The organism is Archangium primigenium (assembly GCF_016904885.1).
Lineage (GTDB): Bacteria > Myxococcota > Myxococcia > Myxococcales > Myxococcaceae > Cystobacter > Cystobacter primigenius.
The window spans coordinates 8,500,150-8,525,934 of the sequence record NZ_JADWYI010000001.1 but is presented as its reverse complement, the minus strand read 5'-3'; the positions used below and the strand labels follow the sequence as shown (position 1 = coordinate 8,525,934).

The window sequence follows — 25,785 nt, the reverse complement described above, 5'->3', positions numbered from 1 at the left end:
ACGGGCGGCACTTCCGGGAGGCTGTCGTGCTCAGTGAATGGCGGCGCGCAAGCCCACGCGCTCGAGCACCTGGGCTTCGAGCTGCAAGAGTTCGTCCAGTCGGGCGTCCACCTGCGCCACGTCGCCGTCGGCGGCGGTGACGGCGAGCCGGAAGAAGAGCGACTGGTGGCCGTCCTCGGACTGCGCCAGCTCCGCGTAGAAGCGGCGCAGGGGCGGCTCCTCCAGGCCCTCGGCCAGCAGGGACAGCCGCTCGCAGGAGCGCGCCTCGATGACGGCCGCCACGAGCAGTCGGTCCACCCGGCGGCCCTCGTGCGAGGTGCGCACCGCCTTCTGCAGTCCCTGGGCGTAGGGGTCGCCCACGTCGCGGCCGAGCGTCAGGCCCCGGTCGGCCATCAACTCCAGCACCCGCGCCAGGTGCGAGCTCTCCTCGCGCGCCAGCCGCGCCATCTGCGCGGGCAGGCCCGGCAGGTCCGGGTAGACCTGGATCATCGACAGGGCGTTGGCGGCGGCCTTCTTCTCGCAGTGGGCATGGTCCACGAGCACTTCGTCGAAGCGCTCGAGCGCGAGGGGCAGCCAGCGCGGATCCGTGGGGACCCGGAGGATGACGGGGCCCTCTCCGGAGAGGGGACGGCGGTCGAGCGTGGGGCGGGACATGAGGCGGCGGACTCTATCAGTCCATCAGCACCAGGCGCTGGGTGCGTCCGGCCAGGTAGCCCACCCGCCGGGCGATGCGCGCCATGGACTCGTCCTTCTCCTCCACCCGGAGCGTGAGTCGTGGCAGGGACGAGAGCAGGAAGCGGGAGATCTGTCCCAGGCACAGCACGGCGTGGCCCTTGCGGCGGTGGGCGGGCACTGTGTACAGGCCCTCCAGCTCCGCGCCGTATTGGGAGCGGCTGCCGATGTCCACCTTGAACACCAGCTCGCCGTTCTCCTCCAACACGTAGGTGCGCCGCGCGCGCACCCGCTGGGCCACCCGCTGCTCGAAGCGCGAGTCCTCCACGAGGGGATCCCGCTCGTGCAGCTCCTTCACCGCCCCGGCCGCCAGGGGCAACAGGCGCGCGAGGTCCTCGTCGCGCGCCAGCCGCAAGAGCGGGTTGGTGAAGGGGCCCAGGTCATCGGCGGACACGGAGAAGAGCCGGTAGGTGCGCGAGAGCTTCGGCTTGCCCGTGCACAGGCTGCGCACGAGCGCGTCCACCGCGGGCTTCTCGCCCACCGCCGAGCGCAGCCGCACCCGATCCGCCAGCGCGTCCGCGATGACGCCCGTGGACGCGCCGTCATGGGCCGAGGGCACCAGCAGCCCGCCCTCGCCGCCCACGAAGAGCGCCGCGGTGAGCGTGCCGCCATCGAAGCGCCCCCAGTAGGAGAAGCTGCCCCGCTGCTCCGCGGACACGAGGCCGAACTCCTCCAACAACCCCAGGAGGTAGAGGTTGTGGGCTGGATCCCGCGCGAGCAGCGCCCGCAGCGCTTCGGTGTCCCGGGGAACGAGCTGTTGAACGGTGACGGGCATGTCGCGAGCGAGGGCATACACCATAACGCACCGCCCCGGATTTCAAGAACGTCTGTTCTCGCGGGAGTCCTCCCGTCGGCCCTCGCGGCAGACCGGGTGGAAAATTGTGCGGCGATCACCCGGCGCCCGCGGCCCGGACGGGGGGTGTGGGCTCAGCGCGCGGCGCGCGAGTGGAACGGGTAGGTGAGGGTCAGCGGTGGCCGACCCTCGGGCGCCGGGAAGGTGGTGTCCTCCAGGGTGTCCTGCAGGCAGGCGAAGACGAAGGGATCCTGCAGGCTGCTGTCCACCACCTCGCCGCGCAGGAAATGGCCCCGCCCCTCGCGGGACTCGAGGGTGAAGCGCATGCGGACGTCCTGGGGTCCCACGTGGCGGCCCTCGGCGTCCCGCAGACACTGGCGCATCAGCGGCTGGATCGCCTGGAGCGCCACGTGGACCTCCTCGGGGCGCCAGGTGCCCGGGGGAATCTCCGGCAGGGGCGGGTCCTCGGGGGCCGGGCGCGGCGGCGGCGGGACTGGCCGCGCGAGCGGGGGCGGCGCGGGCGGCTCCGGCGTGGGCTCGGCGGGCGGAGGCTCGGGCGCCAGGGGGACGGGCACCACACGGATGGGCGCGGGCGGAGGCTCGCGCGTCCACCAGAGCGCCAGCGCGCTCAGGGCCACGAAGGGCAGGGCTATCCAGAGGAACACGGCGCGTCCCGACATACCCACCTCAACCCCTCGGTGCGGGCTCCCATCCCAAGGCTTCTCGCAGCAGGGCTTCCCGGGCCACCACGGGCGCGCGAGGCAGGGCACCCGGCTCGAAGCGGCGGACGAGCTCGGCGAGCGTCACCGGGCTTCCATCCCCGAGCCCGCTCCAGGCGGCGAGCACTCCCAGCACGCGCTCGACGGGAAGGCCCCGCTCGCGCAGCTCGGCCACCGCGAAGGCGCCCTCGCGCTTGGCCAGCCGCTTGCCGTCCTCGCCCAGCACCAGGGGCACGTGCCAGAAGCGGGGCGGTGGGGCGCCCAGCGCCTGGTACAGCTGGAGTTGCCGGGGGGTGGAGCCGAGCAGATCATCGCCCCGGAGCACGTCGGTGATGCCGCTGGCCACGTCGTCCACCACCACCGCGAGTTGGTAGCTGGCCACGCCGTCATTGCGGCGCACGACGAAGTCCCCCACCAGCGTGGCCACGTCCTGGCACACCGGGCCGTGCAGCCCGTCCTCGAAGCACCACGCGCCCGGCAGGGGCTGGAAGCGCATCGCCGGGGGCCGGGTGCGCGCGCGCTCCTCGCGGACCTCCCGGGGCAGCAGGGCGCAGGTGCCGGGATAGCGGGGGCCCTCGTCGCCCAGGCCGTGGGGCGCGCTCGCCGCCCGGGCGATCTCCGCGCGTGTGCAGAAGCAGGGGTAGACGCGGCCCAGGCGCTCCAGCCGCTCCAGGGCGTCGCGGTAGAGGTCTCCGCGCTCGCTCTGCACGAGCGGGGGCTCGTCCCAGTCCAGCCCCAGCCACGTCAGGTCCCGGTACAGGTCCTCCAGGAAGGCGGGCCTGCAGCGTGCGCGGTCCAGGTCCTCGATGCGCAAGAGGAAGCGGCCCCCGGCCGCGCGGGCCTGCAGCCAGCCCAGCAGGGCACTGCGGGCATTGCCGAGGTGGATGCGGCCGGTGGGGCTGGGCGCGAAGCGTCCGCGAAAGCTCATGGGGTCGAGCCGGGCAGCCTAGCTTGGCCCCCGCGCGCGGCGTGCGCAGTTTTCGCGAGGAGGAGACGGATGCGCTTCCTGCACTGCTCGGATGTCCACATGACGGCGGACTACGCGGCGCTGCCGCTCGGGCCCCTGGGCTGGCGGCGGTGGCTCGCCATGTTCGAGCAGTGGGGGGGGCGGCGAAAGGCCTTCGCGCACGCCCCCGGGACGTTCGCCGCCATCGCGCGCGACTCGCTGCGGCCCGGCGTGGATCACCTCATCGTCACCGGAGACCTCACCCAGTACGCGCTGGAGCCCGAGTTCGTGCTCGCGCGCCAGTCGCTCGGGCCCCTGGCGGACATGCCGCGCCGGTGCACGGTCATTCCCGGCAACCACGACGTCTTCACTCCGGGCAGCCACCGCACGGGGCGCTTCGCCCGGCACTTCGGCGCGTTGATGGAGAGCGACCTGCCCGAGTACCAGCGCGAGGGCGCCTTTCCCTTCGTGCGCCTGGTGGGCGACGAGGCCGCAGTGGTGGGCCTGTCCTCGGCGCGGGTGCCGCCCGTGCCTGGGCTCGCCTATGGCCACATCGGCGCGGCGCAATTGGAGGGACTGGCGGGAATCGTGGAGGACCCACGGCTCGCGGGCCGGGCCGTCCTGGTGGGCGTGCACCACGCGCCCTTCACCGCACGGGGCCGCGCGGATCACCGCTTCCATGGCTTGAAGGATGCCCAAGCGCTGTTGTCCCTGCTGCCGGGGCCGCGCTTCGCGGTGCTGCATGGCCACATCCACCGGCGCTACCACCATCCGGCCACCGCGGAGCGCCCCCACGTGTTCGGCGCGGGCTCCTCCACGCAGGCGGGCCGCGAGGGGTACTGGCTCATCGAGGTGGAGGGCGGCCAGGTGACGGGCGGGCGCATGGCCCTCCCCGGTGAGGGGGAGGCGGATGCGCCCGCGGGGCTTCACGCCTGAAGGCGCGCAGAGGCGTAGCGGCGCACGAAGTGGATCCACCGCCGCTCGTCCACTTCCACCTGCCACTCGCTGTTGGGCGTGAGCGGCAGGCGCTGCTTGAGGAACGTCTCCAGGTGGTCCGCCGCCTTCACCGGCGTGAGGCCCGGCGCGCGGAAGGCCACGCGCAGGAAGACTTCCAGCGAGGGCGCGACCTCCACCACCGCGTACACGCGCAGCGCTCCCACGCGGCGCTGGTTCTGCACGTCCTGAGCGGGCACCGACGCGGGTGCCTGCCCCGTGGCGGTGGCCGTCATCCAGTTGGAGGGCTCCAGGACGAACTCCAACAGTTCGTCGCTGGCCTCTTGCAGATTCGTATGCTCATGAATGGAAAGCATTCCCCCGCCTCTCTGTAATGGCCGTCCGCGAGGGAGAATGTGCCCACGCTCCGAGGGCATGCAAGGGGACAGCGGGCTGGGGCGGACGCTTCCCGTTCAGACGTCATCCACGCGTCAGTGCACGCCGGTGACGCACCGCGCGGAGGCGGCCCGGGCGCCGCCGGTGAACACTCGTCTCGTCCTCGGGCGCGAGGCGCCGCCCCGCTCAGCTGCGGAAGGTCACCGCCGCGAGGAAACGCCAGGACAGCCGCGTCGCCTCGCCACTGAGCACGTCGATGAGCTCGTCCCCGGCCCAGGTCTCCTGGTTGGCGATGCGGAAGACGCGGTCGAGCATGCGCGGCCGCTCGAAGGCCCACATCAACCGACGATTGAGCCGGAACGCGGTGCGAAAGCGCGGGCGCCAGCGCCGCGCGTAGCCGTGCAGTCCCCGCGCCGACAGGTCTCCCGTGGAGAAGGCCTCCACGAGCGTCTCGGCGGCGAAGGCGCCCGACTCCAGGGCGAACTCGATGCCCTCGCCCGTGAGCGGATTGACGAAGCCGGCCGCGTCGCCGAGCAGCAGCGCGCGATCGAAGGTGGTCTGGTGGGCCGAGGAGCCGTAGGGCAGGTGGTGGCCCTTGACCCGGCCCACGCGCCGGGCGCCCGTGAGCTCCCGGGCCACGTGGGGGCTGGCGCAGAAGCGCTCGAGCAGCTCGGGCAGCCGCGCGCCGGACGCGGCGAGCTGGTCGGCGCGCATGCCGAGCCCCACGTTGGCGCGGCCTCCGGGCAGCGGGAAGATCCACCCGTACGCGGGCAGCAGGGCCTCCTCCCAGAAGAAGCCCATGCTGCGCGGGTGGGTCAGCCGCACGTCCTCATAATAGGCGCGCACGGCGAAGGCGCCCTCGTGCTCGGGGAACGCCGGGGCGCCGAGCGCGCCGCGCACCACCGAGGGCGAGCCGTCACACCCGAGCACCACGTCGGCGTCGAGTGGCTCGCCGGTCTGACAGTGTACGCGCAGCGCGTCGCGCGCGCGCTCCAGGCCCACCACCCGCACGCCCTCGCGCAGCGTGGCGCCCACCTGCACCGCGCGCCGCACCAGCCGCTCGTCGAGCACCTCCCGGGGCACCACGCTGGCGCGCCCGCCAAAGAGCCGCTCGGGGATGACGGCGTTCCACGTGAGGCCGCCGGGGGACACGGCGCGCACCGAGTCCACCGGCGCGCCCACCTCGTCGGGCAGGGCGCCGAGCCCCAGCCGCTCCAGCATCCACAGGGCCCGGGGCGTGCAGCCATCCCCACACGTCTTGTCCCGGGGGAAGCGGGCGCGCTCGAGCAGGGTGACGCGCGCGCCCCGCTGCGCGAGCAGGATCGCGGCCGAGGAGCCCGCGGGGCCCGCGCCGACGATGACGATGTGGGGAGTCAAGGCGCTCGCCATGGGCGTCCCGGGACGGGGGCGAGCCTCCGTCAGGAGGGCGTGGCCGCCACACGCGCCGGGCGTGCGCGCTCCACGGCGGCCTTGAGCTGGCCACACCCCGCGTCGATGTCGATGCCCCGCCGCTGCCGCACGGTGCTGGGCAGGCCGTAGCCCGCGAGGATGTCCTGGAAGCCGCGCACGGCGTCCGGGCCGCTGGGCGCCTGGGCGTAGCCCACCGTGGGGTTGAGGGGGATGAGGTTGACGTGGGCGTCCATGCCCTGGAGCAGGGCGCCCAGGGCGTGGGCCTGCGCGGGCGTGTCGTTCTGCCCGGCGATGAGCGCCCACTCATAGAAGATGCGGCGCTTGCGCTTGTCCGAGTAGTAGCGGCAGGCGTCCATCAGCTCGGCGAGGGGCCACTTGCGCGCCGTGGGCACCAGCGCGCCGCGCTCCGCGTCCGTGGCGCCGTGCAGGCTGACGGCCAGCTGCACCGGCCGGTCCTCGTCCGCGAGCCGGCGGATGCCGGGCACCACGCCCACGGTGCTCAAGGTGATGAAGCGCGGCCCGAGCGCCAGGCCCAGCGCGTCCACGAGGATGTCCACCGCCGCGAGCGTGCCCTCGTAGTTGTGCAGGGGCTCGCCCATGCCCATGAGCACCACGTTGCGCAAGGTCTCGTTCGTCTCGCGCAACAGCCGCGTGACGTGCAGCACCTGGCCGATGATCTCCCCGGGCGACAGGTGCCGCACGAAGCCCATCTGCCCCGTGGCGCAGAAGACGCAGCCCATGGCGCACCCCGCCTGGGTGCTCAGGCACACCGTGGCCCGGCCCTTGAACCGCATGAGCACCGTCTCCACCGTCTGCCCGTCGTGCATCCGCAAGAGCAGCTTGCGCGTGAAGCCGTCCGTGCTCACCGCCTCGTGGTGCGGCGCGGGCCTGTCCAGCCGGGCCTCCGCGCGCAGCATCGCCACCAGCTCGGGCTTGAGGCCCTGCAGCTCCTCGAGGCCGCCCACCTGCTGGCGGTAGAGCGCGCTCCAGAGCAGATCCCGGTAGTGGGCGCTGTAGCCGCGGGTGCTCAGCCACTCGCCCAGGGCGGCGCGGGGCATGTCATAGAGGTTGACCCCGGCGGGGGCGGCGGCGGGCGGCGTCGGCGGCATCGTCCCCGAGCGATAACACACCCGGCGCCGCCATGCGCTCCGGGCCCCGGGGAGGGACGGACCCCTCGGGGGGGGGACGGGCCGCGCGGGGGGCTTGCCCTTGGAGGAGTCCAGACCGGTGCACGGCTGGTCGGCTGGGGTAGAGGCGGACCGGGGGGATGTCGACCCGGACCCCCGGACTTAGACTCCCGGGGTGAGCTCCGAGCGGCGGTGGGATGTCCTGGTGGTGGGTGGCGGTGCGAGTGGGACACTGCTGGCGGTGCAGCTGTTGCGTCATGCCTCGGGTCCGCTCCGGGTGGCGCTCCTGGAGCGCTCCGGAAACATTGGCCCGGGACTGGCCTACTCCACGCCGAGCGCGAGTCACCTCCTCAACGTTCCCGTGGCGAAGATGAGCGCCTTCGCGGACGACCCCGAGCACTTCCTGCGCTGGATGCGCCGCGTGGCGCCGGACACGGCCCCGTGTGACTTCGTCCAGCGCCGGCGCTACGGCCAATACCTGGAGTCGGTGTTGCGCACGGCGCGCCGGCACGCCGCCCCCCAGGTGAGCTTCATGCCCCTCAAGGGCGAGGCCGTCTCCTTGTCCCGGGCGGACGGCGGGGGCTACCAGGTGGAGCTGCTCGACGGCTCCCGGCTGGAAGCCCAGCGGGTGGTGCTGGCGGTGGGCAATGCCCAGCCCGCGGACCTGCCGGTGGAGGATCTCGGGCTGTTCGCCAGCCCCCGGTATGTCCGCTCGCCCTGGGCTCCGGGCGCCCTGGACGGCATCGCGCCGCACGATCCGGTGCTGCTCATCGGCACGGGCCTGACCATGGTGGACACGGTGCTGTCGCTCGCCGAGCGCCACCACGAGGGCCGCATCCACGCCGTGTCGCGGCATGGCCTGCTGCCCCACGTGCACCGCCATGGGCCCGCCGCGCCGCCGCCGACGTTCCCCGCGCCCCGGCATGTCCGCTCGCTGCTCGGCACGCTGCGGCGAGAAGCGGCCCGGGCACCCGAGGATTGGCGAGGGGTCGTGGACGCGCTGCGGCCCGTGACGGCCTCGCTCTGGGGGGACCTGGCGCCCTCCGAGCGCCGCCGCTTCCTGTGCCACCTGCGCACCTTCTGGGACGTGCACCGCCACCGCATGGCCCCGAGCGTCAACGAGACCGTGCGCCAGCTGCGCAGCGCGGGCGTGCTGCGCCCGCAGGCGGCGCGGGTGCGGGGCTTCCGGATGGTGGACGAGCAGTGGGTGGAGGCGCGGTTGAGCCCTCGCGGGCTCGGGCGCGAGGAGTCCCTGCGCGTGCGGCACGTCATCAATTGTACCGGTCCGGATGCGTCCCTCGGCCGGGGTCATCCTCTGCTGCGCGCGCTGCTCGACTCGGGGCTGGGCCGGTTGGATTCCCTGGGCCTGGGCCTGGCCACGGACGGGGAGGGCGCGCTGCTCGACGCCCGGGGCCGGGTGGCCGAGGGGCTCTTCACGCTCGGACCGCTGCGCCGGGGCGAGCTGTGGGAGAGCACCGCGGTGCCGGAGATCCGCGCCCAGGCGACCGCCCTGTCCTCGCGACTGCTGCGCGCCTTCGCGTCCCAGCCGGGACTGTCCCCCTCTCGCCTCTCGCTCCCGCTGTCCTGAGGAGGTAGCGCCATGGGCCTGCAAATCCAGTCGGAGACCTTCACGGACGAGGAGTACGGCCGGTTCAGCCAGCGGCTCGAGGAGAGCCTCGGCGTGCTGCGCGAGGTGCTGGCGCGGCCCGGCTTCGGCGTGGGCGAGCACTCGCTGGGCGCCGAGCTGGAGCTGTTCCTGGTGGACACGCACGGCCGGCCCCTGCCGCTCAACAAGGAGGTGCTCGGCCGGACGGAGGACCCCCGGGTGACGGTGGAGATCGGCCGCTTCAACCTGGAATGCAACATGCTGCCCGGCCCGCTCGCGGGGCGCCCCTTCTCGGCCATGCGCGCGGAGTTCGAGAGCGCGCTCGCGGAGGTGCGGCGCGCGGCGGCCACGGTGGGCGGACGCGTGGTGGTGACGGGCATCCTCCCCACGCTGCGCGACGGGGACCTGGGCCCCAGCTCCCTCACCCCCATGGCGCGCTACCGGGCCATGGCCACCTCCCTGCGCCGCAACCGGGGCGCCGAGCCCGTGCGGGTCGTCATCCAGGGGGAGGACCAGTTCTCGCGGGAGTGGGACGAGGTCACGCTGGAGGGGGCCAACACCTCGGTGCAGTTCCACCTGCGCACCAACCCGGCGGACTTCGCGCGGCTGTACAACGCGTGCCAGCTCGCCACGGCGCCGGTGCTGGCCATCAGCGGCAACTCGCCCTTCCTGCTCGGGCGGCGGCTGTGGGACGAGACGCGGGTGGCGCTCTTCCGCCAGGCGGTGGACGACCGGGGCGAGGTGTCCGCCGAGGCGCCCCGGCCGGGCCGGGTGTCCTTCGGGCACGGCTGGGTGCGCGAGGGCCCCTGGGAGCTGTTCGCCGAGTCGGTGGCGCTCTATCCGCCGCTCCTGCCCGTGATGGGGGAGGAGTCCCCTCGCGAGGCCCTGGCCCGGGGCGCGGTGCCCCGCCTGGACGAGCTGCGACTGCACCAGGGGACAGTGTGGAGCTGGAACCGCGCCGTGTACGATCCCGGTGACGGCGGCCACGTGCGCATCGAGATGCGGGCCCTGCCCGCCGGTCCCACGGTGGAGGACATGCTGGCCAACGGCGCGTTGTTGTTGGGCCTCACCCTGGGTCTGGGTCGCCAGGTCGACGCCTGGCTGCCCGCGATGCCCTTCGCCTACGCCCAGCAGAACTTCCTGCGCGCCGCGCGCCAGGGCATGGACGCGACCCTGCTGTGGCCCGAGCGCCCCTTGTCGATGCCCCGGCCCGTCTCCGCGCCCGTCCTGGTGGAGCGCCTGCTGCCCATCGCGCGCGAGGGCTTGGTGGGCGCGGGCGTGGACCCCACCGAGGTGGAGGCCCTGCTCGGTCTCATCCAGGCCCGGGTGCGGGCCCGGTGCACGGGAGCACGCTGGCAGCGGAAGATGTTGGCCCGCCTGGAAGGTCACATGCCCCGGCCCGACGCCCTGGGCGCACTGCTGGAGCGCTATGTGGCGCTCTCGGCGTCCGGCAGCCCGGTCCACGAGTGGCCGGGAGATTGAAATGACACTCCGGTCGCTTCGACCCTTGCGACCATGCCCCCACCTTTGCGACGCTCGGCGCCTCTTGCATGCCCCTCGTCGTGTTGGTGTGCCCTGGTGAGTGAGCCTGTTGCTGCGAAGGTCCTAGTGGTCGAGGACAACCGGACGATGCTGGCCCTGATGCAGTACTACCTGAGCAAGGACTTCACCGTCTTTCTCGCCAGGTCCGCGGAGGAAGCGCTCGAAGTCCTCCAGCGGGAACAACTGCACGCGGTCGTATCGGATCAAAACCTTGGTGACGGGCTCATGGGGGTGGATCTCCTCAAGCGCGTCTCCGAGCTCCAACCCCATGCCGCGCGCATCCTGGTGACGGCATCCCAGAAGCTGGAGGACGCCCAGAAGGCCATCAACGAAGCGCGGGTGAACCATTTCCTCACCAAGCCCTTCACCGAGCAGGAGCTCAAGAACACCGTGGGCCAGGCGGTGCACAACGCCGCCCTGGTGGCCATCCGCGACAAGATGGTGCTCGAGCTCAAGGAGCAGCTCGGCCTGCGGCCCGCGCTCAAGCCGGCCACGGGGCGCTCGCCCCTGTCGAGCACGCGGGTGAAGACGGTGGAGCCGCGCTCGGCCGAGTCGCGCGTCAGCTCCCAGCCCCTCATCCCCGAGAGCGAGCGCCTGGCGTTCCGCGACGGGCTCACCGGGCTCTACAACCACCGCTACTTCCAGGAGGCCCTGAGCGCGGGCCTGCTGAGCGCGCGGCGCCGCGAGCAGAAGCTGGTGCTCCTGATGGTGGACATCGACGGCTTTCGCCACCTCAACCTCACCCGGGGCTATGCCGAGGGCGACAAGCTCCTGCGCCGCGTGGCCCAACTGGTGACGGACCTGATGGAGGACCCCGTCACCCACGCGCGCAGCGACAACTCCTCGGAGATCTCCGCCCGCTACGACTGGGACGTGTTCGGCGTGGTGCTCTGCAACGCCGACCTGGACCGGGCGCTCAACTACGCCGAGCGTCTGCGCAAGGCGGTGGAGGAGCTGGACTTCCCCGAGGGCACGGGCGCCGCGGTGGGCGCGGTCACCGTGAGCACCGGCGTGGCCGTCTTCCCGGATCAGGCCCGCACCGAGCAGGACCTGGTCTCCGCCGCCGAGCGGGCCCTGCGCGCGTCCAAGGCCGCCGGCCCCAACCGCATCTTCGTGGCCCCCAAGGGCTGAAAAAAGCGGCGCTTCCGCCCGGTTGTCGACAGGGGCGGGGGCGCGCTCCGGTGGGGGGGTTGTCTCGGGGGAGGGGCGGACGCATATGTGCCCCCCCTGGGAGCCTGGAGCACGAAGATGCCCACCATGTCGTCGTGGTTGACCCGCGTGTCACTCGTCGCCGCGCTGAGCGCCTGTTCCGCCGCCGCGCCTCCGCGAGAGACCGTGTCCGCCGCGCCCCTGGACGAGCTCGCCATCGAGGCTCCCGTGGCCTCTCGCGCCTTCGTCTCCTTTCCCGCGGTGGGCTCGCCCACGCCCCTCCAGGTGGCGGGTCTGCTCAGCGTGCCCCAGGGCCTGTCGGGGCGGATGCCCGCGGTGGTGATCGCCCATGGCTCGGGCGGTGTGGACACCCGGGGCGCCTTCTACGCCCGGGCGCTGCACGAGGCGGGCATCGCCACGCTGGAGATCGACATGTGGGCCGCCCGGGGCCTGACCGGGGGCGCCGAGGGCCGGCCCCAGGCCGTCTCCGAGACGCTGCCGGATGCCTACGGCGCCTTGAAGTACCTGTCCGCCCACCCGGCCATCGACGCCTCGCGCATCGGCATCATGGGCTTCTCCTGGGGCGGGGTGATGTCGATGCTGACCGCCACGCGCGAGAACGAAGCCCGCGCCGAGTCCGGCCAGCGGTTCGTGGCCCACGCGCCGCTCTACCCGGTGTGCTGGGTGTACAACCGCGTGCCCGGCTACGGCTTCTCGAACCTCACCGGCGCGCCGGTGTTCATCCAGGCGGGCACCGCGGACGCGTATGACGCGCCCGACTCCTGCCGCACGCTCATCGACAGCCTGGGCCGCTCGGACAACGCGCACGTGTCCCTGGCCGTGTACCCGGGCGCCACCCACGGGTGGGACCGGTTGCAGCCGGCCGCGCGCATCACCGACCCCTACTCCCACCGGGGCGAGGGCGGCGAGGTGGACCTCGTCCCGTCGCCGGAGTCGGCCTTGGAGTCGCGCAAGGCGCTGGTGCTCTTCTTCCAGCGCGCCTTCGAGCTGATTCCCTAGGCGTCGCTCACGTCGATGACCTGGGTGTCCGCGATGTAGTCGTGCAGGCAGCGGCTCTGCTCGGAGAAGATGGCCAGCGCGTCCACGAGGGAGAAGATGCTGCACGTGGCCTGACCGATGGCGGCGGGCACGACGTTGCGCAGGAAGAGCAGCCGCAGCAGGCCCACGTCGCTGCCGTCCATGCGCACCACCTTGATGTCCAGGGCCCGCTTGCCGATGCTCTGCCCGTACTTGTCGAGCATGATGAGCTGGATCACGCCCACGATGACGAAGGCCGAGAGCGCCAGCACGAAGACGGCCATCGGCTCCTTCGAGATGCCCCCCACGATGCCGCCCACGAGGGCGCCGCCGAAGAGCAGGAGCTGGTCCACGATCACGGCGCCCAGCCGCGACATGCGCGTGGCCGGCCGCACCACGGAGCGCGGCATGCAGGCCTCGCAGTAGTCCTGCCGGTCGGGGGCCACCTGGAAGCACAGCTCGCAGGCGTAGTTGCCACAACGGTTGCAGATGGTGGCGGCGGAGCGCTCGGGATGGAGGGCGCACACGGCGCCCCGGGGCTGGGGCTCGGCGGACTGCGGCTGCTGGGACATGGGCCGGATGTTCGCAGTGGAACCCTTGCTCCTTCAAGGGGGGCTCACCCCGTGGGCTCCTCCTCGCCGCCGCGGCGCAGGCCCAGGCGCCGGCGCAGCTCGCGCGCGGACTGGCGGCTCACCTCCACCGTGTGGCCCCGGCCCGTGCGCGCCAGGTAGCCGCCCGTCTCCAGGGGCTCCAGCCGGGTGACGTGGGCGAGGTTGAGCAGGGCCCGGCGGTGCACCCGGTGGAAGCCCTCGGCGGGCAGGCGCTCCACCAGCTCCTGGAGGGAGAAGTCGGTGAGGAAGTCCCCCTGGGCGGTGAAGACGGTGACCAGCTCGTCCTCGAGCGTGGCGTGGGAGATGGCCTCCGGCGCCACGAGCACGATGCCCTGGCGCGTGGGGATGGGCAGCCGGTCCAGGGGCCGCGCGGGCGCCTCGCTGGGCGGCGGCGGCGCCCTCCGGGAGCGGGCGCGCTCCAGCGCCTTGTGCAGCCGCGCGGCGTCCACGGGCTTGAGCACGTAGTCCACCGCCCCGTGCTCGAAGGCCTCCACGGCGTGGTCCGGGTGCGCGGTGACGAGGATGACGTGGGGGCCGCCCGCGGGCAGCAGCGCGAGCGCGTCCAGGCCACTCAGGCCGGGCATGTGGATGTCGAGCAGCACCACGTCCACGCCGCCGGCGCGCACCGTGTCGAGCACGGCTTCCCCGTCCGCGACCTCGCCACACACCGTGCTGTCGGGCAGGGCCGCCACCAGCCGCGCCAGCCGCCTGCGGGCCACCAGCTCGTCGTCGGCGATGAGGATGCGCAGGGGAGGGCTCACGCGTTCGTACTCTAGGCCAGCTCAGGGCCCCCGGGGGAGCTGCCGCAAGGTGAAGCCCCTCTCGCTCAGGAGCGCCAGCAGGCCCTGCTCGCCCACCAGGTGGCCCGCGCCCACCACCACGAAGGCGGTCTCGCTCCCGCCCGCCAGCTCGGCGATCCGCTCGGCCATGCGCCGGTTGCGCGCGTAGAACAAGGCCTCGTAATAGGCGGTGTACAGGGGGTCGCTCTTCTTCTCGAAGACGAGGGCCTCCAGGGTGTCCGGGTCTCCCGACTCCCACGCCGCGAACAGGCGGGCGATGAGGTCCTCCTTGCTCCGGGTGGGCGCGAGCTGTTCCTTGAGCTGCGCCTCCTGCACCGCGTCCGACATCCCCGCGAACATCCGCAGCTGCTCCTCGGCCGTCTCCAGCTCCACGACGCGATGGGTGCCCCGGGCCTCCATCAAGAGGAGCGGATCCACGCCGCCCTGGTCCGAGTAGCCCGCGTGCGTCATGTCCGTGACGGCGAGCATGAGCGTCAGCAGCCAGGGCCGGAAGTGCTCGGCGACGGCCGGGGTCATGTGGATGCGCTCGAGCGCCGGGGGCAAGAGCGCCCGGGTCTCCGCGCTCAGGTGCGCGCTCAGGCCGTCCGGCGGGGTGAAGGTGCCCAGGTGTTTCACCATGGCCTGCATGTCCGCGGCGTTGACCCGGGCGGGATCCAGCTCCACCACCATGACCTGGGAGCGCGCGAGCGCGGCCTTCATGGAGGGCCAGAAGGCGTACTGGCCAGGCTTGCCCACATGGATGGAGCCCGTGAGGTAGAGCGGCCGGTCCGGCGTCTCCGGGCGGGTCACCTCCCAGAGGAAGGCGCGGGAGGCGGCGCCATCGGCGGCCTCGGGCGGGGGCGCGGGGGTCGTCGCACAGGCCGTGGTGAGCAGGGCGACGAGGGGCAGGAGCCATCGAGAGGTGTGCATGTGCGGGCCCGGGTCGGAGGGCCCCCCATCATGACGGTCCTTCGGCGTCCGCGCACACTTGCCAGGAGGTGTCTCGAACGCGATACGCTGGGGCTTCCTCTTACGGAGACCCGGGCGGCACGGGGCCTCAAGGCGCGAGCGCGGGAATGAGGTATTCAGCGGTCAGGTGGCTGCATCCCGGCCAGGACTTCCCCGTCCTGCTGTTGAGCGAGCACGACGACGCGGGCTGGGAGCAGCGCAAGGTGGACGTCTACCAGGACGGCCGGGTGGGCTTCGCGGACGCCCAGGAGGCCCACGAGACCCAACTGGCGTGTGTGCGCCTGCCGGGCCTGGACGACGTCGCCAAGGAGATGGCCTTCGATCCCACGGTGCTCACCCGCGAGGAGTTCGAGCACTTCTGGGCGCGGCGCCGCTCGGGCGGCCACGATTTCTGGAAGTCCGTCCTGCGGCACCACGGCTCGCCGCGGGAGACCTGAGCCGTCAGGCGCGCCGCCGCCGCGCGCTCCGGGGCGCGGGCATCTCCACCACGTCCTCTCCCGCGACGACGAAGAGGCGCTCGTCCGCGCCGGCCCGCATGTCCAGGCCGCCGGTGAAGGCGCTGAACGCGGGCAGCACGCCCACGCGGGGCCCCAGGTGGAAGCAGGGCAGGCGCAGCCGATCCGCCCCCGAGTCGAGCCGCACCGTGGGGTGCAGGTGGCCCGCGCACACGTAGCGGCCCGGGGCGGGCTCCGGGTGGTGGGCGAAGCGGAAGGGGCCCTCGTCCAGGTGCGACTCGACGAGCCGCATGCGCCAGGAGGCGGGCAGCACGTCCAGGTGCCGGTCATGGTTGCCGCGCACGAGCACCAGCTCCACGTCATGCCCCGCACGCCAGGCCGCCACGCGCTCCACCACGTCGGCGGTGAGCCCCCGGCGCGAGTGGATGAGGTCGCCCACCAGCAGCACCCGCCGCGCCCCCGTGGCGTGCAGCGCGGCGGACAGGCGCGCGAGGTCGTCCTCCAGCACGCCCGTGGGCAGGGGAATGCCGTGCTGGTGGAAGCTCTCGGGCTTGCCCCAGTGCAGGTCCGCCACGGCGAGCACGCCCGCCTCGGGCCAGTGCAGGGCCCGCTCGGGACGCAGCTCCACCGGGGTGTCGCCTATGCGGGTGAGGAGTCCTCTCGCAGCCATTTTTCCTTCATGCGCTGCACCCGGTCCAACAGCGTCTCGTTGGACAGGGTGGCGCCCATGCGCTCGACGATGAGCGGAAAGGCCAGCGGCGTGGGCCGTGGCACGTGGACACATTCGATGGGGGTTTTCTCCAGGCGCTCCAGCGTGCTCACCAGGCGCACCTGCTCGAAGTGTTGCTCCAGCACCTCGCGCCGCGCCTGGACGAGCAGCAGGTGGTCCGGCTCGTAGCGCGCGAAGACGTCGTAGAGCAGGCCCGTGCTCGCTTGAATCTGCCGGGTGGACTTGCGCGCCCCGGGCAGGCCCGGCATCACCAGCCCCGCCACGCGCGCCACGTCGCGGAACTGCCGCTTGGCCAGCTCCCCCAGGTTGACGCTCTCCAGGATGTCCTCCACCAGGCGCTCGCGCGTGAAGAGCGCGGGGGTGAGGCACTCCTCGAACGGGAAGGGCGTGGGGGACAGCAGCTCCAGTCCGTAGTCGTTCACCGACAGGCTGAACGTGCCCTTCTTCAGCCGCGTGAGCCGCAGGGCGAGCAGCGCCGCGAGCCCCTCGTGCACGAGCCGACCCTCGAAGGGGTAGAGGAAGAGGTGGTGGCCCTCGCGCGTGCGGCACAGCTCCGCGAGGCACGTGTCGCTCGCGGGCACCCGGGACAGGCGGGCCTGGGCCTCCAGCACCGGGCGGGCCGCGCGCAGCTCCTCGGCCTCCAGGTGGCCCTCGCGCACGGTGTGGAAGGTGTGGCGCACCGCCGCGGCGAGCGAGCCGGACAAGGGCAGCCGTCCGCCGCTCCACCGGGGTGTGGCCGAGGCCCGTCCCTTGGCGGGCTTCACGTAGGCCGTGAGGTCCTTCATCCGGCAGAACTCCAGCCGTTTGCCCGCGAAGAGGAAGGTGTCGCCCGGACGGAGCCGGCCCACGTACGACTCCTCCACCGAGCCCAGCCGTCCGCCCGACCAGTAGCGCAGATCCACGGAGGAGTCCGAGGCGATGGTGCCCACGTTGAGCTTGTGCAGCCGCGCCACGCGCGCGTCCATCACCACGTAGCGCTCGTCCAGCTTCTGCACGCGGCGGAACTGCGGGTAGGCGCGCAGCGTGGGCCCGCCCTCCGTCACCAGGAGCAGGGTGCGGTCGAAGTCCTCCGCGCTCAGCTCCCGGTAGGCGAGCGTGTCACGCACCTCGGCGAGCAGGCCGTCGCGGGTGAAGCCGCCGCCCACCGCGCAGGTGACCATGTGCTGGGCGAGCACGTCGAGCGGCTGGCGCAGGGGCGTGCGTGGCTCCACGGCCCGGTGGGCGAGCGCGTCCCGGGCGGCCGCCATCTCCACGAGCTCCAGGGCATGCGTGGGCACGAAGAGCAGGTGCGCGGTGGCGCCGGGCCGGTGGGCGCTGCGGCCGGCGCGCTGGAGCGTGCGGGAGATGCCCTTGGGGCTGCCCACCTGCACCACGCGCTCCACGGGCCCGAAGTCCACGCCCAGGTCCAGCGAGGACGTGCACACCACGAGCCGCACCGTGCCGTCCTTGAGCCCTCGCTCCACGGACTCGCGCGTCTCCCGGTCGATGGAGCTGTGGTGCAGCGCGAGCACGTCCTCCCACTCGGGGTGGAGGAAGCGCAGGCCCTCGAACCAGCGCTCGGCCTGGGAGCGCGTGTTGGTGAAGAGCAGCGTGGGGTGCTTGGGGTCCAACCAGTCCGACACCTTGCGCAGCATGGCCATGCCGAGGTGGCCCGCCCACGGAAACGCATCCACCGTGTCGGGCAGCAGCGTCTCGATCTTCACGTCGCGCTCGAGCCCCGCGCTCACCAGCGTGGGCGGCACGTCGGGCCCCACCACCGCGCGGGCGGCCTCGTCCAGGTTGGCGAGCGTGGCGGACAGGGCCCAGGTGCGCACCTTCGGGGCGAAGCGGCGCAGCCGCGCGAGCGCGAGCTCCACCTGGGTGCCGCGCTTGCTGCCCAGCAGCTCGTGCCACTCGTCGACGATGACCGAGCGCAGGGGCGCGAACAGCTCCTCGGCCCGCTCGTGGCACAGCAAGAGCGACAGCGACTCCGGCGTGGTGATGAGCACCTCGGGCAGCCGGTCCTTCTGCTTGCGGCGGATGCTGCTGGAGGTGTCGCCCGTGCGGCTCTCCACGGTGATGTCGGCGTCGAAGGCGGACAGGGGCGCGAGCAGCGCCAGCTCGATGTCGCGGGACACCGCGCGCAGGGGCGTGATGTAGAGCACCTGCAGGCCCTTCTCCCGGCGCCGGGCCACGTCCATGAGCGGCCCGATGTAGGCCGCGTACGTCTTGCCCGCGCCCGTGGGCACGTGGATAAGGCCGCTCTCGCCCCGCTCGTACGCCGCCCAGGCCTCGCGCTGGAAGGGAAACGGCGCCCAGCCCCGCTCCTCGAACCACGCCTCGATGCCTCCCGGCGCCGGGGCGGGAGGCGGCGGGAGCTTGACCTGGGGCTTCTTCCGGGGCGCGGTGGCCGCGCGCGGAGAGGTGGTCCGCGCGCGCCTAGGCGGGGGCATGGATGAGTCCCTTGAGCTGGTCGAGCGTGTCCGCGTCCTTGGGCGCCTTGTCCGCGCGCCACCGGGCGATGCGCGGGAAGCGCAGCGCCACGCCGGACTTGTGCCGGGGCGAGGCGGCGATGCCCTCGAAGTGCAGCTCGAACACCTGCTCGGGCTCCACCGAGCGCACCGGGCCGAACTTCTCCTTGGTGTGGGCGCGGATCCACCGGTCGAGCTTGGAGATCTCCTGGTCCGTCAGACCCGAGTACGCCTTGGCCACGGGCGTCAGGTCATCCCCGTTCCACACCGCGAAGGTGTAGTCCGTGTAGAGCGCGGCGCGCTTGCCATGGCCCGGGTGTGCGTAGAGCAGCACGGCGTCCACGGTGAAGGGATCGATCTTCCACTTCCACCAGTCCCCGCGCTTGCGCCCGTGCAGGTAGGGCGACTCCAGGCGCTTGAGCATGAAGCCCTCCACGTTGCGCTCACGGGACTCCTCGCGCGCGGTGGCGAGCTGCTCCCAGGTGGGCGCGGTGATGATGGGCGAGATGGGGAACTGGGGCTTGTCCTTGAGCAGCGCCTCGAGCCGCGCGCGGCGCTCGCGCAGGGGCCGCTGGCGCAGGTCCTCGCCGTTCTCCTCGAGCAGGTCGTACGCCATGAAGGCCGCGGGGGCCTCGGCGAGCACCTTGGCGGTGAGCTTCTGGCGGCCAATGCGCCGCTGCAGGCGGCTGAAGGGCAGGGGCTGGCCCTCGGCATAGGCGAGCACCTCGCCGTCGAGCACGGTGCCCGGCGGCAGGCTCGCCGCGGCGGAGGTGATCTCCGGGAAGCGCTCGGTGATGAGCTCCTCGCCCCGGCTCCAGAGCGCGAGCGAGCCCTGGCGGTGGATGAGCTGTCCCCGGATGCCATCCCACTTCCACTCGGCCATCCACTCCTCGCGCCCGCCCAGGTCCTCCACGGGCTGCTCCAGGGGGCTGGCGAGGTAGAACGGGTAGGGCCGCGAGCTGTCGGCGTCCGAGACGTCCGGCGCGATGAGCTGCTGGAAGAAGGCTTTCGAGGGCGCCCAGGTGCCCATGAGCCGGTGGGACACGGAGGCGGGCGGCAGGCCGGCGAACTGCGCCAGCGCGCGCACCACCAGCGTGTCCGAGACGCCCACGCGCAGCTCCCCGGTGAGCAGCTTGTTGAAGAGGAACAGCTCGCGGCGCGGCAGCAGGTGCCACCAGCCGGTGATGCGCTCGCGCTGCTCGGGTAGGGACAGTCCGGCGAGCGGCTGGATGCGCTCCTCCACCCACCGCGACAACGACAGTTCCTCGGTCTCGGCGGGCCGCTCGGCCTGGTCGAGCAGGAGCGCGATGATCTCCGCCAGGTCGCCCACGGAGGCGTAGGCCTCGTCGAAGAGCCACTCGGGGGTGTCACTCAGCTCGCGCACCCATTGTTTGAGCCCCTTGGAGGCCACGAGCCGCTTGAGGCGGCGCCCGGTGAGGAAATACAGCGCCCAGGCGGCGTCCTCGGGTGGCGCCGCGCGGAAATAGGCGACCAGGGCCTCCACCTTGGCGTTGGTGGAGGTGGTGGAGTCCAGGGCTTCATAGAGGTCCACGAACCGTCGCATGCAGCAGTCTCCCTCCCGGTCAGAGGCGGCCCCGACCTGGGGACAACTTGGTAACGGGGACTCGTATTGGCGGCGAGGGAGCGGGCAGGCAGGCAAGGGCCCCTGCCGCTCCCTGTCAGGTGGGCGGCGAGGACGCGCCGTTGCCCCGTGGACGTTGTCATCCGTGCCGCCGTGGACGCCCGTGATCGGCGTGTGCACGCTCACGCGGCCCATGTTCGCCAGTCCAGCGCTCCTGCTGCTCGTGACCCTCGCCGCCACGTCCACTCCCGAGACTTTCGAATCGACCCGAGCGCGAGCGGTCAAGGCCTACCGGGCCCGGAACTTCCCCCGCGCCTGCGCCCTGTTCTCGCGCGCCGCCGGGCTCGACCCCGAGCACGCGTCGGTGCATGTGGACCTGGGGCAGTGCCTGGCGCGCCGGGGACGCAAGGCCCGGGAGGCCGCCGCCCGCGAGCACGCGCGGGCCGTGTTCCTCGCCCGGCCCAACCGGGAGCCCTCCCGGTCGAGTGACGAGCCCACGCGCAAGGCGGCCTATCTCCAGCTCTTCCGGATGGGGACGCGCCTGGCGGTGCCCAAACCCGGGGAGTGCACCGCGCTGCCCCAGGCGCCGGAGTGTTCCCGGGTGGTGCACGCCTGTGGGGCGTACTTCAACGAGCACGGGTCTGCGGGGGGCGTCTCGGGCGAGGCGGTCCGGCTGGCCTTGTCACCGGCCGCGGCGGCGCCTCGTGCGAGCGAGGACTCCGAGACGGGAGGCCTCGCCGTGGACCGCACGCGGGTGCTGGACTTCCTGCCGGATGGGCAGGTGCCTCGGGAGGAGGCGTTCTCCCTCGCGCTCGTGAACGAGGCGGAGGATCTGGCCGTGGACTGCGCCGAGACGGGCGCGTGCCCGGCGAAGGTGTCCGGGCTCAATGACACACGGTGCTCCCTGGTGCTCGCCGATGCGTGCGCGGGCGTCGTGGGCGTGGTGTGCGAGACGCGCGTGCGGGGCAAGAAGGCCCGGCCGGAGCAGCGCGTGGGCGAAGTGGTGCTGACGAAGGCCCCCTGAGCGCGAGGGCCGTCTCGCGGGCGTTCCCTCTCCTGCCGACATGAGGCAGTCTACGGACAGAGGGGGCAACACCCATGCCGACGTCCGCGAATCGAAGTGAGGCATTGTGATTCGGCGAATGCCTTTGTGGTCACTGGGCTTGTTGGTGTGGATCGTGACCTTCGTCGCGGTTTCAAGCCTCTGGCTCTATGTGGCGTGGAGCCGAGGCGAACAGGATCCAATTGATTGGCTGGGACTGGCTGTGATGGCACTAGGCCCAGCGGGCTTGGTCATGATGATCGTGCAGCGCGTACGTGCTCAGCCCACCGCCGAGCAACGGGCGGCCCTCGAAGCCATCTTCGAGGCGGGACCTGGCACACGTGGCGCCGTCGTCGTGACGCGGGACGGGGCGCCAAAGGTCATCGCCACCGTGCGCAGCAAGGATGAGTACCTGGAATTGGCGCGCTCGGGCCAACTGCCCGAGGACCATCGTGTCTACCTGCCAAGTGACTCATGATATTGCCCGAGCGCAATCAACAATTACTACTCCGCATCGTTTGCGGAGGGCGATGGCGTCTTGAGCGCCTGCTTTAGGTTGCTGTCACGTATGACGTTGAAAATCAAGCTGTCGATTTTGCCAACATGCCCGCTTGATGCACTGGCGAGGTCTCGAACAGTGCTCGCAAGAAATTCGGCTTCTAGGACGTTGAAAGGGCCTGCTACGCTAAGTGCCCTGAGAATGGCTTCAACCTCATTGCGCGACAATAATTCTTCACGCGATAGGGCTACAGCGCCATCCAATGTGAATCTTAGTGTTTGAGTGTCTCTGCTGACAGACAGAAGCATGGGCAAAAGAGGAACAACTGCCTGCCGGACTTCTGGATGTCTACCGATTGTGCTGCGAAACATGTATGCGACGTTGCGGCGTAGGTTTTCGTTCTTGTGCAAAATGTCTTGGACGACGAGGCGAACGCTTGTGTCTTCGAAAGATTTGGGAAGCCCAGGAACGGACGAGCGGAGAAATGCGAAGTAGATAATAAATCGAGTTAACCCATTCTCTGCATCGTCGGCTTGATAGTTCGCGAGCGTTCTGAGAACACGCGTCACGTCGTCTTCGGTTAGGTCATGGATTTTACTTAAGGTGGTTGCCGCAGCGCTCTCTAGTTTGTTTGTGAATGACTGTGTCACGTAGTCAAGCCAAAGGCTTTTGATTGCTGAGCGGAGTTTTTCGTCGAGTAGGAAGGATCCTTTTTCGGTGACGTCGCGCCAAGCCATTAGTATGCCAAGGGGACGTGCTGCCGCGCGTTGTACGTCATGGTTTTTGTCATTGGAAAGTTGGATGGTGATTTCTAGAAACTCTACAAGGGAATCTTTGCGGGCTTTGGCTATGACGCCACTCAGTAGTCTGGCTACGTTGCCTCTTACTGTCGTGTCTGATTCGTCCGTCGCTTCGTCTACTGGTGGTGTTGGGTCTGCATCTGGATGTGGGTCTGTATGAAATGTTCGTACTATCCACGCTGCATCGTCGTAATGACCCCTTTCTAGAAGTTTGATCCCGTGTTGGGTGAGTGCTATGCGAGTGTTTTTGCTGATTTTATCGGTGTGTTTTTTCTCTGTGTAGAGAGTCTTTATCGTCGTGAAGGCGCCGTCTTGGTCGTGTTCAATTCGAGCGCGAAGCCATGTGTCAGTTAGGTCTGCGTGTGTGATCGGGAATGTGCTGCGGCCTGCGAGGTAATCGCGAACTTCGCGTGCATAGATGGTGGATATCTTGCTTTGGCTGAGGGATGCGTAGATTACGCGATCTGCATTTTTGATGCGGAATAGATCATTGCGTAGCGCCAATTTGCTGGAAATTTCATCCGCGCCTATCAGAATTCCAGATGGAACGACTGCGAGGATTCTTTCCGAGGCGGGCAGAGCCAACTGCTCGTCTTTGTCGGTGAGCGTGTCGAGTACTGTTGCAGTCACGTCAGTCGGACTTACCCATCTTGCTGAGCCATGGGCGTAGTTGCTGATGCCATCTATCCACTGGGAGCGCTGGAAGTGGACGTCCTCGATCGAGAAGTTTGAGACGGTGGGATTCTCTAGAATGAATTTGGCTGCTTCGGTAGCGATTTGGGGGGCTAGTTGTTTATTGATTTCCCTAGGTTTTTTGCTTGTTGTCCATGGTGTGCGCACAACGAATCCAGACACTCCACGCTTCGCGCACTCAGCTTTTAGTGCTTCCCAAAGTATTGAGCGCCATCGATGCTGTTCCATCGCTTCTGGTGCCTCTACTAGGCGAACTATTTCTATTGCAATTGTTGAGGAGTTGTCTGCGCTAGTGAGGACGTAGTCGCAATTCTTTCTTCCTACGGGTACGTGCTCGCCCGTGATGCTGTACTCGGCTCCTCGGCTGGTTTTTAGATGGTTTATTATTTGTTCGATTACTTCTTGTTCATATGGGTGCCTGTTTGACATGACTGCATCCTGGACGTTGAGGGGTTTCGATAGGGTTTTGAAGGGTTGCAAGAGATATTGCATGCAGCTGCGCATCGACGTGGTCTGAGCCGCCGCTCAGTCCTCGGTTTCACCCTCGAAGGGCGTGGCCAGGGGCGCGGCGTCGATGCCCATGTTCTCGCGCAGATAGCGGGAGAGGATCTCGCTGGAGCCGTGGGTCGCCAGCACGCGCGAGGCACCCGTCTCCTTCGCCGTGCGCAGAAGGCCCGGCCAGTCCGCGTGGTCCGAGAGGACAAAGCCCCGGTCATAGCCCCGGCGACGCCGGTTGCCGCGCACCCGCATCCAGCCCGAGGCGAAACCCGTCTCGTGCTCGCCGAAGCGGCGCATCCACGTGCTGCCCGCCGCGCTCGGAGGCGCCAGCACCAGCGCCCCGGCGTAGGACGTGCCCTTCTCCACCTCGGACACGGGACGTGTGGGACTCATGGCCACGCCAGCCTCGCGGTACACCTCCACGAGCGCGTGGGTGGCACCGTGCACCAGCACCTCCCGGTCCGTGAGGCGCACGAGCTCCGCGAGCAGCCGCTGGGCCTTGCCCAGGGCATAGCAGAAGAGCACCGACGCCTTGCCCGCCTCCCGGTTGGCGTCCCACCAGCGCAAGACTTCCTCGGCGGTGAGCCGCGTGTCTTCCCACCGGTAGATGGGCAGCGCGAACGTGGCCTCGGTGATGAAGGTGTCGCAGGGGACGACCTCGAAAGGCAGACACGTGGGGTCCGGGTCCCGCTTGTAGTCCCCGGAGACCACCCAGACCTCGCCCTTGTGTTCCAGGCGGATCTGCGCGCTGCCCAGCACGTGGCCCGCGGGGTGGAAGCTCACCGTCACACCGCCAATGGTGATGCACTCGCCATAGTCGAGCACGGAGATGTCCGCCTCCGCGCCCAGGCGCTTGCGCAGCAGTCCCTGGGAGGGCTTCGTGCCCAGGTACTGCTGGCTGCCCCAGCGGGCGTGATCGCCGTGCGCATGGGTGACGAGCGTGCGCGGCACGGGCCTCCACGCATCGATGTGGAAGTCGCCCTGCGCGCAATACAGACCGTCGGGCGTCACGGACACCAGGGGCGGCCTACGGGTCGAGGTGGACACGCTCATGGGACGCTCGCCTGGTGAGAGGGGACGCTAGTCCTTCTTCTTCTTGGGCTTGCCTCGGCCGCCGTGCTTCTCGTACTCGTTGGACAGGCCCGTCTCCAGGCTCCGACTGTTCCAGGGGTTGCCCACCTCGGAGCGCTGGCCGCCGTTCTGTCCCGTGATGTCGTTGAGCTCCTCGGCCCGGCCCTCGGCGGGAACCCGGTCGCCGTGCTCCTCGGGGTCCTTCTGCTTCGCCGGGTCCAGGGGGATGCCCATGGAGCGGTTCAAGTAGTCTTTGGGATCCATGCCGTCACTCCCTTGGTGAGATTCCTACAAGGTGTGCACGGATGTTCCCGGGTGCTGGCCCTCCGGGTGCCCATGTCGGCGGCCTGGAGGGCGGGCGAGCGGTCAGGCCCTGGCCGTCATTCGTCGACGGCCTCGTCCTTCCACAGCGCGAAGCCGCCGAGCAGGCCGGCCACGTTGTCGGTGACGGTCACGTTCTTGGGCAGCTCGAAGTCGATGAGCCGCGCGTTGCCGCCGCCCAGGTAGATGCGCCGGGGGTTCCAGATGGGTTGGATCTGCTCGAGCACCTTGTGCACGTGCTTGCTCCACTTCTTCTTGCCCACGCGCTCCAGGGCGGCCTGGCCCACGTAGTCCTCGTAGGTCTTCTTGCCGTGGAACGGGTGGTGGGCGAGCTCCAGGTTGGGCACGTACTTGCCGTCCACGTAGAGGGCGCAGCCCATGCCGGTGCCCAGGGTGAGCACCATCTCCACGCCCTTGCCCTCGATGACACCAAAGCCCTGCACGCCGGCGTCGTTGAGCACGCGGACCGGGCGGTTCGTCATCTTATGGAGCTCCGCGCCCAGGTCGAAGTCCGCCCAGTCCGGGTGCAGGTTGGGCGCGGTGCGAGTGACACCGTCGTCCACCACGCCGGGAAAGCCCACGGACACCCGCTCGAAGTCGCCGAGGGTCTTGATGAGCGCGTGCAGCGCGGCCAGGACGGCCTTGGGCGTGGCGGGGCGGGGCGTCTTCACGCGCTGCCGCTCGTCGAGCGCCTTGCCCTGCGGCCCGAGGACGAGCGCCTTGAGGCCCGAGCCACCGATGTCGATGGCCAGGGTGCGGGGCGTGGTGGCGCGGGTCTCGCGAGGGGTCTTCTTCCGGGGGCTCGGAACGGGCACGGCTTGCTTGGGCGCGGCTTGCTTGGGCATCCAGGGCTCCAACGTGAGGGCCCCACTCTAGGCCGCGCGGGAGCGGGCG

Annotated in this window: 25 protein-coding genes; 8 read left to right on the top strand and 17 right to left on the bottom strand. The window is 70.6% G+C overall.

Annotated elements, in window-relative coordinates; translation table 11 throughout:
* Positions 1-30 precede the first annotated feature (30 nt).
* The 4 genes from I3V78_RS35035 to gluQRS all read right to left on the bottom strand — a co-directional run bounded on the left by I3V78_RS35035 (position 31) and on the right by gluQRS (position 3,172).
* Positions 31-654, bottom strand: a complete 624-nt coding sequence (locus tag I3V78_RS35035; RefSeq protein ID WP_204494736.1) for a MiaE family protein — start codon at positions 652-654, stop codon at positions 31-33.
* A gap of 16 nt (positions 655-670) precedes the next feature.
* Positions 671-1,507 carry a GNAT family N-acetyltransferase gene (locus tag I3V78_RS35030; protein ID WP_204494718.1) on the bottom strand — a complete coding sequence of 279 codons (837 nt, stop codon included), beginning with the start codon at positions 1,505-1,507 and terminating at the stop codon, positions 671-673.
* A gap of 152 nt (positions 1,508-1,659) precedes the next feature.
* Positions 1,660-2,205 (bottom strand): hypothetical protein, encoded by a 546-nt coding sequence (locus tag I3V78_RS35025; RefSeq protein WP_204494716.1) that lies wholly within the window; start codon positions 2,203-2,205, stop codon positions 1,660-1,662.
* A gap of 7 nt (positions 2,206-2,212) precedes the next feature.
* The gene (gene gluQRS / locus I3V78_RS35020) at positions 2,213-3,172 is read right to left on the bottom strand and encodes a tRNA glutamyl-Q(34) synthetase GluQRS (RefSeq protein ID WP_204494714.1); all 960 of its coding nucleotides are present in this window, start codon (positions 3,170-3,172) and stop codon (positions 2,213-2,215) included.
* Positions 3,173-3,241: 69 nt separating this feature from the next.
* Between gluQRS and I3V78_RS35015 the strand changes: the two genes are divergently transcribed.
* Positions 3,242-4,126, top strand: a complete 885-nt coding sequence (locus I3V78_RS35015; RefSeq protein ID WP_204494713.1) for a metallophosphoesterase family protein — start codon at positions 3,242-3,244, stop codon at positions 4,124-4,126.
* On the opposite strand, the gene I3V78_RS35010 is transcribed toward I3V78_RS35015, so the two are convergent.
* The 3 genes from I3V78_RS35010 to rlmN form a co-directional block, all read right to left on the bottom strand.
* Positions 4,117-4,500 (bottom strand): hypothetical protein, encoded by a 384-nt coding sequence (locus I3V78_RS35010; RefSeq protein ID WP_204494711.1) that lies wholly within the window; start codon positions 4,498-4,500, stop codon positions 4,117-4,119. The genes I3V78_RS35015 and I3V78_RS35010 overlap by 10 nt on opposite strands.
* Positions 4,501-4,705: 205 nt before the next feature.
* Complete coding sequence (locus I3V78_RS35005) at positions 4,706-5,896, bottom strand: NAD(P)/FAD-dependent oxidoreductase (protein ID WP_204494709.1); 1,191 nt, start codon at positions 5,894-5,896, stop codon at positions 4,706-4,708.
* Between the two features lie 41 nt (positions 5,897-5,937).
* Positions 5,938-7,038 (bottom strand): dual-specificity RNA methyltransferase RlmN, encoded by a 1,101-nt coding sequence (gene rlmN / locus I3V78_RS35000; protein ID WP_204494707.1) that lies wholly within the window; start codon positions 7,036-7,038, stop codon positions 5,938-5,940.
* Between the two features lie 193 nt (positions 7,039-7,231).
* On the opposite strand from rlmN, the gene I3V78_RS34995 reads away from it, so the two are divergent.
* The 4 genes from I3V78_RS34995 (at position 7,232) to I3V78_RS34980 (ending at position 12,373) form a co-directional block, all read left to right on the top strand.
* Positions 7,232-8,644: an FAD/NAD(P)-binding protein gene (locus I3V78_RS34995; RefSeq protein ID WP_204494704.1), complete on the top strand. Its 1,413-nt coding sequence runs from the start codon at positions 7,232-7,234 to the stop codon at positions 8,642-8,644.
* A 12-nt stretch (positions 8,645-8,656) separates the two neighbouring features.
* Positions 8,657-10,144 carry a glutamate-cysteine ligase family protein gene (locus I3V78_RS34990; RefSeq protein WP_204494702.1) on the top strand — a complete coding sequence of 496 codons (1,488 nt, stop codon included), beginning with the start codon at positions 8,657-8,659 and terminating at the stop codon, positions 10,142-10,144.
* A gap of 33 nt (positions 10,145-10,177) precedes the next feature.
* The gene (locus I3V78_RS34985; protein ID WP_275583518.1) at positions 10,178-11,335 is read left to right on the top strand and encodes a GGDEF domain-containing response regulator; all 1,158 of its coding nucleotides are present in this window, start codon (positions 10,178-10,180) and stop codon (positions 11,333-11,335) included.
* A 126-nt stretch (positions 11,336-11,461) separates the two neighbouring features.
* Positions 11,462-12,373 (top strand): dienelactone hydrolase family protein, encoded by a 912-nt coding sequence (locus I3V78_RS34980; protein ID WP_204494691.1) that lies wholly within the window; start codon positions 11,462-11,464, stop codon positions 12,371-12,373.
* Here the strand turns inward: I3V78_RS34980 and I3V78_RS34975 are convergent.
* The 3 genes from I3V78_RS34975 to I3V78_RS34965 are packed head-to-tail and all read right to left on the bottom strand — an operon-like array spanning position 12,370 to position 14,711.
* Entirely contained in the window at positions 12,370-12,963 is a 594-nt protein-coding gene (locus I3V78_RS34975; protein ID WP_204494689.1) for an RDD family protein, read from the bottom strand. The two genes, I3V78_RS34980 and I3V78_RS34975, sit on opposite strands and share 4 nt — an antisense overlap.
* A gap of 44 nt (positions 12,964-13,007) precedes the next feature.
* The gene (locus I3V78_RS34970; RefSeq protein WP_204494687.1) at positions 13,008-13,763 is read right to left on the bottom strand and encodes a response regulator; all 756 of its coding nucleotides are present in this window, start codon (positions 13,761-13,763) and stop codon (positions 13,008-13,010) included.
* Positions 13,764-13,784: 21 nt separating this feature from the next.
* The gene (locus I3V78_RS34965; RefSeq protein ID WP_204494685.1) at positions 13,785-14,711 is read right to left on the bottom strand and encodes a TraB/GumN family protein; all 927 of its coding nucleotides are present in this window, start codon (positions 14,709-14,711) and stop codon (positions 13,785-13,787) included.
* Between the two features lie 146 nt (positions 14,712-14,857).
* On the opposite strand from I3V78_RS34965, the gene I3V78_RS34960 reads away from it, so the two are divergent.
* Positions 14,858-15,187, top strand: coding sequence for a DUF6881 domain-containing protein (locus tag I3V78_RS34960; protein ID WP_204494683.1), 330 nt, complete (start codon positions 14,858-14,860; stop codon positions 15,185-15,187).
* A 4-nt stretch (positions 15,188-15,191) separates the two neighbouring features.
* On the opposite strand, the gene pdeM is transcribed toward I3V78_RS34960, so the two are convergent.
* From pdeM to I3V78_RS34945, 3 genes are read right to left on the bottom strand one after another with little or no spacing between them, the layout of a single operon-like run.
* On the bottom strand, positions 15,192-15,875 hold the full coding sequence (gene pdeM, locus I3V78_RS34955; protein WP_204494681.1) for a ligase-associated DNA damage response endonuclease PdeM: 684 nt from the start codon (positions 15,873-15,875) through the stop codon (positions 15,192-15,194).
* Positions 15,845-18,367 carry a ligase-associated DNA damage response DEXH box helicase gene (locus tag I3V78_RS34950; RefSeq protein WP_204494679.1) on the bottom strand — a complete coding sequence of 841 codons (2,523 nt, stop codon included), beginning with the start codon at positions 18,365-18,367 and terminating at the stop codon, positions 15,845-15,847. Before I3V78_RS34950 ends, pdeM begins: the two co-directional genes overlap by 31 nt.
* On the bottom strand, positions 18,354-19,949 hold the full coding sequence (locus I3V78_RS34945) for an ATP-dependent DNA ligase (RefSeq protein WP_204494677.1): 1,596 nt from the start codon (positions 19,947-19,949) through the stop codon (positions 18,354-18,356). Before I3V78_RS34945 ends, I3V78_RS34950 begins: the two co-directional genes overlap by 14 nt.
* A 163-nt stretch (positions 19,950-20,112) precedes the next feature.
* Here I3V78_RS34945 and I3V78_RS34940 point away from each other — a divergent pair, with 163 nt between their 5' ends.
* On the top strand, positions 20,113-20,991 hold the full coding sequence (locus I3V78_RS34940) for a tetratricopeptide repeat protein (RefSeq protein WP_204494675.1): 879 nt from the start codon (positions 20,113-20,115) through the stop codon (positions 20,989-20,991).
* Between the two features lie 154 nt (positions 20,992-21,145).
* Positions 21,146-21,487, top strand: coding sequence for a hypothetical protein (locus I3V78_RS34935; RefSeq protein WP_204494673.1), 342 nt, complete (start codon positions 21,146-21,148; stop codon positions 21,485-21,487).
* Positions 21,488-21,513: 26 nt separating this feature from the next.
* Here the strand turns inward: I3V78_RS34935 and I3V78_RS34930 are convergent, their stop codons facing one another.
* The 4 genes from I3V78_RS34930 to I3V78_RS34915 form a co-directional block, all read right to left on the bottom strand.
* Positions 21,514-23,493, bottom strand: coding sequence for a hypothetical protein (locus tag I3V78_RS34930; protein WP_204494671.1), 1,980 nt, complete (start codon positions 23,491-23,493; stop codon positions 21,514-21,516).
* Between the two features lie 33 nt (positions 23,494-23,526).
* The gene (locus tag I3V78_RS34925; protein ID WP_204494669.1) at positions 23,527-24,552 is read right to left on the bottom strand and encodes a ligase-associated DNA damage response exonuclease; all 1,026 of its coding nucleotides are present in this window, start codon (positions 24,550-24,552) and stop codon (positions 23,527-23,529) included.
* 27 nt (positions 24,553-24,579) lie between these two features.
* Positions 24,580-24,834 (bottom strand): hypothetical protein, encoded by a 255-nt coding sequence (locus I3V78_RS34920; RefSeq protein WP_204494667.1) that lies wholly within the window; start codon positions 24,832-24,834, stop codon positions 24,580-24,582.
* A 116-nt stretch (positions 24,835-24,950) separates the two neighbouring features.
* Positions 24,951-25,736 (bottom strand): ROK family protein, encoded by a 786-nt coding sequence (locus I3V78_RS34915; RefSeq protein ID WP_204494665.1) that lies wholly within the window; start codon positions 25,734-25,736, stop codon positions 24,951-24,953.
* Positions 25,737-25,785: the final 49 nt, after the last annotated feature.

Coding starts and splice junctions, on each gene's coding strand:
- I3V78_RS34980 (WP_204494691.1), top strand. CDS start 11,462: ATGTCGTCGTGGTTGACCCGCGTGTCACTCGTCGCCGCGCTGAGCGCC.
- I3V78_RS34945 (WP_204494677.1), bottom strand. CDS start 19,949: ATGCGACGGTTCGTGGACCTCTATGAAGCCCTGGACTCCACCACCTCC.
- I3V78_RS34950 (WP_204494679.1), bottom strand. CDS start 18,367: ATGCCCCCGCCTAGGCGCGCGCGGACCACCTCTCCGCGCGCGGCCACC.
- I3V78_RS34920 (WP_204494667.1), bottom strand. CDS start 24,834: ATGGATCCCAAAGACTACTTGAACCGCTCCATGGGCATCCCCCTGGAC.
- I3V78_RS34985 (WP_275583518.1), top strand. CDS start 10,178: ATGCCCCCACCTTTGCGACGCTCGGCGCCTCTTGCATGCCCCTCGTCG.
- rlmN (WP_204494707.1), bottom strand. CDS start 7,038: ATGCCGCCGACGCCGCCCGCCGCCGCCCCCGCCGGGGTCAACCTCTAT.
- I3V78_RS34925 (WP_204494669.1), bottom strand. CDS start 24,552: ATGAGCGTGTCCACCTCGACCCGTAGGCCGCCCCTGGTGTCCGTGACG.
- I3V78_RS34975 (WP_204494689.1), bottom strand. CDS start 12,963: ATGTCCCAGCAGCCGCAGTCCGCCGAGCCCCAGCCCCGGGGCGCCGTG.
- I3V78_RS34965 (WP_204494685.1), bottom strand. CDS start 14,711: ATGCACACCTCTCGATGGCTCCTGCCCCTCGTCGCCCTGCTCACCACG.
- I3V78_RS35015 (WP_204494713.1), top strand. CDS start 3,242: ATGCGCTTCCTGCACTGCTCGGATGTCCACATGACGGCGGACTACGCG.
- gluQRS (WP_204494714.1), bottom strand. CDS start 3,172: ATGAGCTTTCGCGGACGCTTCGCGCCCAGCCCCACCGGCCGCATCCAC.
- I3V78_RS34930 (WP_204494671.1), bottom strand. CDS start 23,493: ATGCAATATCTCTTGCAACCCTTCAAAACCCTATCGAAACCCCTCAAC.
- I3V78_RS35025 (WP_204494716.1), bottom strand. CDS start 2,205: ATGTCGGGACGCGCCGTGTTCCTCTGGATAGCCCTGCCCTTCGTGGCC.
- I3V78_RS34990 (WP_204494702.1), top strand. CDS start 8,657: ATGGGCCTGCAAATCCAGTCGGAGACCTTCACGGACGAGGAGTACGGC.
- I3V78_RS34915 (WP_204494665.1), bottom strand. CDS start 25,736: ATGCCCAAGCAAGCCGCGCCCAAGCAAGCCGTGCCCGTTCCGAGCCCC.
- I3V78_RS34960 (WP_204494683.1), top strand. CDS start 14,858: ATGAGGTATTCAGCGGTCAGGTGGCTGCATCCCGGCCAGGACTTCCCC.
- I3V78_RS35030 (WP_204494718.1), bottom strand. CDS start 1,507: ATGCCCGTCACCGTTCAACAGCTCGTTCCCCGGGACACCGAAGCGCTG.
- I3V78_RS35010 (WP_204494711.1), bottom strand. CDS start 4,500: ATGCTTTCCATTCATGAGCATACGAATCTGCAAGAGGCCAGCGACGAA.
- pdeM (WP_204494681.1), bottom strand. CDS start 15,875: ATGGCTGCGAGAGGACTCCTCACCCGCATAGGCGACACCCCGGTGGAG.
- I3V78_RS35035 (WP_204494736.1), bottom strand. CDS start 654: ATGTCCCGCCCCACGCTCGACCGCCGTCCCCTCTCCGGAGAGGGCCCC.